The 7245-nt window shown below is 71.9% G+C and carries 7 protein-coding genes; all 7 read left to right on the top strand.

Going from position 1 to position 7245, the window contains the following annotated elements; genetic code table 11:
* The first annotated feature begins 44 nt into the window (after nucleotides 1-44).
* The gene (locus tag JL106_RS09730) at nucleotides 45-1151 is read left to right on the top strand and encodes a DNA-directed RNA polymerase subunit alpha (RefSeq protein WP_205260511.1); all 1107 of its coding nucleotides are present in this window, start codon (nucleotides 45-47) and stop codon (nucleotides 1149-1151) included.
* Nucleotides 1152-1361: 210 nt separating this feature from the next.
* Nucleotides 1362-2030, top strand: coding sequence for a 50S ribosomal protein L17 (gene rplQ / locus JL106_RS22495; RefSeq protein ID WP_205260512.1), 669 nt, complete (start codon nucleotides 1362-1364; stop codon nucleotides 2028-2030).
* Between the two features lie 51 nt (nucleotides 2031-2081).
* Nucleotides 2082-3062 carry a tRNA pseudouridine(38-40) synthase TruA gene (truA, locus tag JL106_RS09740; RefSeq protein WP_205260513.1) on the top strand — a complete coding sequence of 327 codons (981 nt, stop codon included), beginning with the start codon at nucleotides 2082-2084 and terminating at the stop codon, nucleotides 3060-3062.
* Between the two features lie 262 nt (nucleotides 3063-3324).
* A complete protein-coding gene (gene rplM / locus JL106_RS09745; protein ID WP_205260514.1) occupies nucleotides 3325-3768 on the top strand; it encodes a 50S ribosomal protein L13 in 444 nt (147 codons plus the stop codon).
* Nucleotides 3765-4385, top strand: coding sequence for a 30S ribosomal protein S9 (gene rpsI / locus JL106_RS22500; protein WP_407940134.1), 621 nt, complete (start codon nucleotides 3765-3767; stop codon nucleotides 4383-4385). The genes rplM and rpsI overlap by 4 nt, the downstream gene beginning before the upstream one ends.
* A gap of 58 nt (nucleotides 4386-4443) precedes the next feature.
* Nucleotides 4444-5880, top strand: a complete 1437-nt coding sequence (gene glmM / locus JL106_RS09755; RefSeq protein ID WP_328841931.1) for a phosphoglucosamine mutase — start codon at nucleotides 4444-4446, stop codon at nucleotides 5878-5880.
* Nucleotides 5881-6022: 142 nt separating this feature from the next.
* Nucleotides 6023-7245: APC family permease (locus JL106_RS09760; protein ID WP_328841933.1), on the top strand; the 1223-nt coding region annotated here is incomplete at its 3' end.

Raw genomic sequence — 7245 nt, forward strand, 5'->3', positions numbered from 1 at the left:
GTCATATGGCGGGCGTCATCACCACCCTGGAAAGGGGACCTCCCGTGCTGATCTCCCAGCGCCCCACCCTCACCGAGGAGCCGGTCGCCGAGAACCGCTCGCGGTTCGTCATCGAGCCGCTCGAGCCGGGCTTCGGTTACACCCTGGGCAACTCGCTGCGGCGCACCCTGCTGTCGTCCATCCCCGGCGCCTCCGTGACCAGCATCCGCATCGACGGTGTGCTGCACGAGTTCACCACCATCCCCGGGGTCAAGGAGGACGTCACCGAGCTGATCCTCAACCTCAAGGAACTGGTCGTCTCCTCCGAGGATGACGAGCCGGTCACCATGTACCTGCGCAAGCAGGGCCCCGGTGACGTCACCGCCGAGGACATCGCCCCGCCGGCCGGCGTGACCGTGCACAACCCGGACCTCAAGCTGGCCACCCTGACCAAGACCGGCAAGCTCGAGATCGAGCTCGTCGTCGAGCGGGGCCGCGGCTACGTGCCGGCCTCCCCGAACAAGGTCGTCGGCGCCGAGATCGGCCGCATCCCGGTCGACTCGATCTACTCGCCGGTGCTGAAGGTGACCTACCGGGTCGAGGCGACCCGTGTCGAGCAGCGCACCGACTTCGACCGGCTGGTCCTGGACGTCGAGACCAAGCCGTCGATCTCCCCGCGGGACGCGCTGGCCTCGGCCGGCACCACCCTGGTCGAGCTGTTCGGCCTGGCCCGCGAGCTGAACGTGGACGCCGAGGGCATCGAGATCGGGCCGAGCCCGGCCGAGGCCGATCACATCGCCGCGTTCGCGCTGCCGATCGAGGAGATGGACCTCACCGTCCGCTCCTACAACTGCCTCAAGCGCGAGGGCATCCACACCGTCGGTGAACTGGTCTCCCGGACCGAGGCCGACCTGTTGGACATCCGCAACTTCGGGCAGAAGTCGATCGACGAGGTCAAGATCAAGCTCGCCGGCATGGGCCTGGCGCTCAAGGACTCGCCGGCCGGGTTCGATCCCGCCGCGGCCGCGATGTCCTACGGCGAGCAGGACTGGTCGGACGACTCGGTCGAGGGCGACTACGCCGCGCCGGCGTTCCCGGCCGACGGCCCGGCCTTCGGGACCACCGAGACCCGTCGCGACGACACCGACTACGCGGAGACCGAGCAGATCTGATGTGAGCACCTCCGGCGGCGCGCCCGTCGCGCCGCCGGCGCTCACCGGTCCACCCGGCTCACCGGGTGGGCGGTGCGGACCCCGGACGGGGCCGGTACCGGACACGGACAGGAATCACGTCGGGGCCCGCGAGTTCGCTCGCGGGCGCCGCCTCACCCGCCGACGGACACCATCGCCGCCGGCGGACCACGACAGAAGGAAGCAGCAGCCATGCCCACGCCCACCAAGGGACCCCGCCTCGGCGGATCGCCGAACCACGAGCGACTCATCCTGGCCAACCTGGCCCAGTCGCTGTTCGAGCACGGCCGCATCACCACCACCGAGGCCAAGGCCAAGCGGCTGCGCCCGTACGCCGAGAAGCTCATCACCTCGGCCAAGAAGGGCGATCTGCACCACCGTCGCCAGGTCCTGAAGGTCATCCGGGACAAGGACGTGGTGCACAAGCTGTTCGCGGAGATCGGTCCGTCGTTCGCCACCCGTGACGGTGGCTACACCCGGATCGTGAAGACCGCGCCCCGCAAGGGCGACAACGCCCCGATGGCGATCATCGAACTGGTCGGCGAGGAGACCGTGTCCGCGGCCGCCTCCCGCGTGGCCCGCCGGGCCGCCTCGACCGGTGGCAACCGTGCCGCCCGTGTCGCCGCCTCCGGTGGTGCCGCTGCCGGGGCTGCTGCTGCCGAGGTCCCCGTCGAGGAGGCCCCGCAGGACGATGCGGTGTCGCAGACCGCGGCCGCCGGTGCCGAGGACCCGGCCGAGGGTTCGGTCGAGGCCGGCCAGGCGGCTGACGGCACTGCGGCGGAGGCGAGCGCTGCTGCGGAGGATATCGACGCCGGTCAGCCGTCCGGTGCCGCCACCGAGGACCCGGCCGAGGGCAAGTGACCGTTCCCGCGCGGCCCGCCTGACGGGCCGCCCGGGCCGGATCACCAGCACATGCACACCGACGGCGGGCGTGGGGACGACCTCCCCACGCCCGCTGTGTCGTCGGACGGGTCGGCCCGCCTGCGCGTCCGGCTGGACCTGTCCTACGACGGCACCGACTTCGCCGGCTGGGCGGTGCAGCCCGGCCGGCGGACGGTCGCCGGCGTGCTCACCGACGCGTTGACCACGTTGGTCCGGGCCCCGGTCCGGCTGGTGGTGGCCGGGCGCACCGACGCGGGCGTGCACGCCACCGGGCAGGTGGCCCACGTCGACCTGGCGCCGGAGGCGTTGGCCGGGCTCGCCCCGCGGATCCGACCCGGCAGCCGGCTGGCCGCCGGTGCGCCGCCGGAGCCGCGGGACGCCGGGCTGACCGGGCTGCGGCGCCGCCTGGCCGGTCTGCTGCCGGCCGACGTACGGGTCCGGGCGGTGACCGTGGCACCGGCCGGGTTCGACGCCCGGTTCGCGGCCGTGCGGCGCCACTACGAGTACCGGGTGGCCACGGCCGACTGGGGGGTGGAGCCGGCCGAACGGTTCCGCACCCTGACCCACCGGCGGCCGCTGGACGTGGTCGCGATGGACGCCGCGGCGCAGGCGCTCATCGGTCTGCACGACTTCGCCGCCTACTGCCGGCCGCGGCCCGGGGCCACCACGGTCCGCGAGCTGCAACGGCTCGCGGTCACCGGCGACGGGGCGGCGGGGATGGTGCTGCTGCAGGTCAGCGCCGACGCGTTCTGCCACAGCATGGTCCGCGCCCTGGTCGGTGCCCTGCTGGCGGTGGGGGACGGGCGCACCGCGCCGGAGGCGCCCGCGTTGCTGCTGGCCGACCGGCGGCGGACCGCGGCCATCCACGTCGCCCCGGCCCACGGCCTCACCCTGGTCGGGGTGGACTACCCGCCCGACGCGGCGATGGCCGACCGCGTCGCCCGCACCCGGGCGCTGCGGGATGCGCTCGACCCCCCGCTCGATCACACGGGCGGCATTCCTGCACTTTGACCCCGATGCGGTGGGCGCGTTATCCTTGACGGTCGGTGCGCTGAGTTGCTCAAGCGCGCCGTTCGTCAGTTCGCACGGCCGGTCCTGCCGGGCCCACGCCGTGCGTGCTGACGAGCGGAGCGATCGGCAGCACGGGGTCCCCGGAGCGTCGGCGGCCGAATGCCCGTCTGTGCCGCTGCCAGGCCCGGACGCGGCACCGCCGCGAGGGACACCCGTCCTGAAGCGTTGTCAAGACACTGGAACGAAACGAGAAGGCATACCCGTGCGCACGTACAGCCCCAAGTCCGGCGACGTCACCCGCGCCTGGCACGTGATCGACGCGACCGACGTGGTGCTCGGCCGGCTGGCCAGCCAGGCTGCACAGCTGCTCCGCGGCAAGCACAAGGCCATCTTCGCGCCGCACGTCGACACCGGCGACTTCGTCGTGATCATCAACGCCGACAAGGTCGCGGTCACCGGCGGCAAGCGGGACGGCAAGATCCTCTACCGGCACTCCGGCTACCCGGGTGGTCTGCGTCAGCAGACCGTCGGTCAGCTGCTGGACACCCGTCCCGACAAGCTGGTCGAGAAGGCCATCGTCGGCATGCTGCCGCACAACTCGCTCGGCCGGTCGATGGCCCGCAAGCTCAAGGTCTACGCCGGCCCGACGCATCCGCACCTCGCGCAGCAGCCGCAGCCGTTCGAGATCACCCAGGTCGCGCAATGAGTGACCCAGTGACCGACCCGGTGACCGATCCCACCAGTCCCAGCCAGCCCGACGACGAAGCGAGCCAGTTCGTGAGTGAATTCCCTGAGACCGACGCGGTCGAGATCGAGGTCGTGGCCGACGTCGAGACCGGTGGCGACGCTGCCGACGGCGACTTCCCGTCGGCCAGCGATGTCGAGCCGCACGAGCTGCCCGAGGTGATCCCCTCGATCACCCTGCCGGTGGCCGTCGACCGCCCGGTGCAGACCGTCGGTCGCCGCAAGGAGGCCGTCGTCCGCGTCCGCCTCGTGCCGGGCAGCGGCAACTTCACGCTGAACGGCCGTTCGCTGGACAGCTACTTCCCCAACAAGGTGCATCAGCAGCTCATCAAGGAGCCGCTGGTCAACCTGGAGAAGGCCGAGATCTACGACGTCTTCGCCAACCTGCACGGTGGAGGCGTGACCGGCCAGGCCGGTGCGCTGCGCCTGGCCATCGCCCGCGCGCTCATCGAGCTGGACGAGGCCGACCGCCCGTCGTTGAAGAAGTCCGGCTTCCTCACCCGTGATGCCCGGGCCAAGGAGCGCAAGAAGTACGGTCTGAAGAAGGCGCGCAAGGCGCCCCAGTACTCGAAGCGTTGATGCGCGGTCGCTGATCGGGGGGCGACCAGCGACAGGTGTGGACACGGGGGGACGATCGGTGGCGGGACGGATCTTCGGGACCGACGGGGTGCGCGGGCTGGCGAACGCCGACCTGACGCCCGGACTGGCCATGCGGCTGGCCACGGCCGCCGCCCGGGTGCTGGCCCCGGTCGCCGGCACCGAGGCCGACGAGATCGGCCTCGCGTCCGGGCTGCCCGGGGGATCCGCCTTCACCGGCGTCGCCGACACGGCCGGCTCCGTGGCTGCTGCCTCAGCAGCTCGGGGCCGGCCGTTGGCCGTCGTGGGGCGGGATCCGCGGGCCAGTGGCGAGATGCTCGAAGCGGCGGTGGCCGCCGGGCTGGCCTCCGCGGGGGTCGACGTGGTGCTGCTGGGCGTGCTGCCCACGCCCGCCGTCGCGTTCCTGACCGGTGACCTGGGCGCTGACCTCGGTGTGGTCATCTCGGCCTCGCACAACGCCATGCCGGACAACGGCATCAAGATCTTCGCGGCGGGCGGGCGCAAGCTCGAGGACGCGGTCGAGGACGCCGTCGAGGCCGCCCTGGACGATCCGGGCCAGCTGCCCACCGGCGAGGGCGTGGGCCGCATCCGCATCGCGGTCGACGCCGACCGGCGGTACCTGGACCACCTGCTCATCGCCACACCGAATCCGTTGAACGGACTGAAGGTGGTCGTCGACTGCGCCCACGGCGCGGCCTCCCACCTGGCGCCCGAGGTCTACCGCCGGGCGGGCGCCGAGGTCATCGTCATCGGCGGCAACCCCGACGGTCTCAACATCAACGCCGGGGTCGGGTCTACCTACCTGGACGGGCTGCGCTCCGCGGTGCTGGCCGAGTCCGCCGATCTGGGCATCGCGCACGACGGCGACGCCGACCGCTGCCTGGCCGTCGCCGCCGACGGCCGGGTCATCGACGGCGACGTGATCCTGGCCCTGCTGGCGATGTCCCTGCGCGACCGCGGCAAGCTGGCCGGCAACACCGTCGTCTCGACCGTGATGGCCAACATCGGGTTCCATCAGGCCATGCGACGCGAAGGCATCGAGGTGGTCACCGCCGCCGTCGGCGACCGCTACGTGCTCGAGGAGATGAACGCCTCCGGGTTCGTGCTCGGCGGAGAACAGTCCGGGCACTTCATCCTGGCCGACCACGCCACCACCGGCGACGGGCTGCTGTCCGCGCTGCACCTGATGGCCCTGGTCGCGTCGTCGGGCAAGCCGCTGGCTGAGCTGGCCTCGGTGGTCACCCGGTTCCCGCAGGTGCTGGTCAACGTGCGGGTGAGCGACAAGCGGCAGGTGGCTGCCTCGCCCCAGGTCGCCGCGGCGGTCGGTGAGGCCGAGCGCGAACTGGACGGCGACGGCCGGGTGCTGCTGCGCCCGTCCGGCACCGAGCCGGTGGTGCGGGTGATGGTCGAGGCCTCCAGCCAGGAGCAGGCACAGCGGTTGGCCGACCAGGTCGCGGCGGTCGTCGGCACCGTCTGACGCCATGGCCCGGGCGGTGCAGGTCAACGCTGTGTTTCCGGATGCCGCGCGCGGTCGCGGTCGGGCCATCGCGGGGTGAGACTGCGGGCGATCCGGCACTCGCCGGGTCGCGTCCGCCGCTGCCCCCGGGGAGATGGTCGCCGTGTCCCATCCGCTGTCCGAACCGCCGTCCGGACCGACCCGGTCCGGTGCCACCACCAGCACCGGTGAGCAGCCGACCCAGCTCAAGCGGGTGCTCGGGCCCAAGCTGCTGTTCTTCTTCGTCCTCGGCGACATCCTGGGCACCGGCATCTACGCGCTGACCGGGTCGGTGGCCGGCAAGGTCGGCGGCGCGCTGTGGCTGCCGTTCATGCTGGCCTTCCTGGTCGCCTTCCTCACCGCGTTCAGCTACCTGGAGCTGGTCGGCAAGTACCCCAAGGCGGCCGGGGCGGCGCTCTACACGCAGAAGGCGTTCGGCATCCAGTTCCTGACCTTCATGGTGTGCTTCACCGTGATGTCCTCGGGCATCACGTCGGCGTCCTCGGCGGCCCGGGCGTTCGGCGGGACGTACCTCAAGGAGTTCGTGACCGCGCCGACGTGGGCGGTCGCCATCGCGTTCATCCTGCTCATCGCGTACGTCAACTTCCGCGGCGTCAGCGAGTCGGTCAAGGCCAACGTGGTGCTGACCTGCATCGAGCTGAGCGGTCTGGTGCTCATCATCGGCATCGGGGCGTACGCCGTGCTGCAAGGCCGGGCCGACTTCTCCCGCCTGACGGAAATCAACACGGCCGACACCACCGCGCTGCTGGCGGTGACCTCGGCCACGTCGCTGGCCTTCTTCGCCATGGTCGGGTTCGAGGACTCGGTGAACATGGCCGAGGAGACCAAGGACCCGGCGCGGGTGTTCCCCAAGGCGATGCTGCTGGGCATGGGCGCGGCGGCCCTCATCTACATCCTGGTCGCTGTCGCCAGTTCCAGCCTGGTGCCCACCGACGTGCTCGCCGGGGCGGGCAGCGGCGCGCTGTTCGAGGTGGTCAAGGCGGGCGCCCCGGCCTTCCCGCCGGAGGTCTTCGCGGCCATCGGCCTGCTGGCGGTGGGCAACTCGGCGCTCATCAACATGATGATGGCCAGCCGGCTGCTGTACGGGATGAGCAACGAGCGGGTGCTGCCCAAGTTCCTGGCCCACGTGCATCCGGGTCGGCGCACGCCCTGGTCGGCCATCCTGTTCACCACCGCCATCGCGGCGGTGCTGGCCGGCTCGCTGGACGTGACGCGGCTGGGCAGCACCACGTCGCTGCTGCTGCTCGGGGTGTTCTGCATCGTCAACGTCGCCGTGCTGGTGCTGCGTCGGGACCGGGTGCAGCACCAGCACTTGCGGGCGCCGAC

The organism is Nakamurella leprariae, assembly GCF_016918035.1.
GTDB lineage: Bacteria > Actinomycetota > Actinomycetes > Mycobacteriales > Nakamurellaceae > Nakamurella > Nakamurella leprariae.

Coding starts and splice junctions, on each gene's coding strand:
- truA (WP_205260513.1), top strand. CDS start 2,082: ATGCACACCGACGGCGGGCGTGGGGACGACCTCCCCACGCCCGCTGTG.
- rplQ (WP_205260512.1), top strand. CDS start 1,362: ATGCCCACGCCCACCAAGGGACCCCGCCTCGGCGGATCGCCGAACCAC.
- rpsI (WP_407940134.1), top strand. CDS start 3,765: ATGAGTGACCCAGTGACCGACCCGGTGACCGATCCCACCAGTCCCAGC.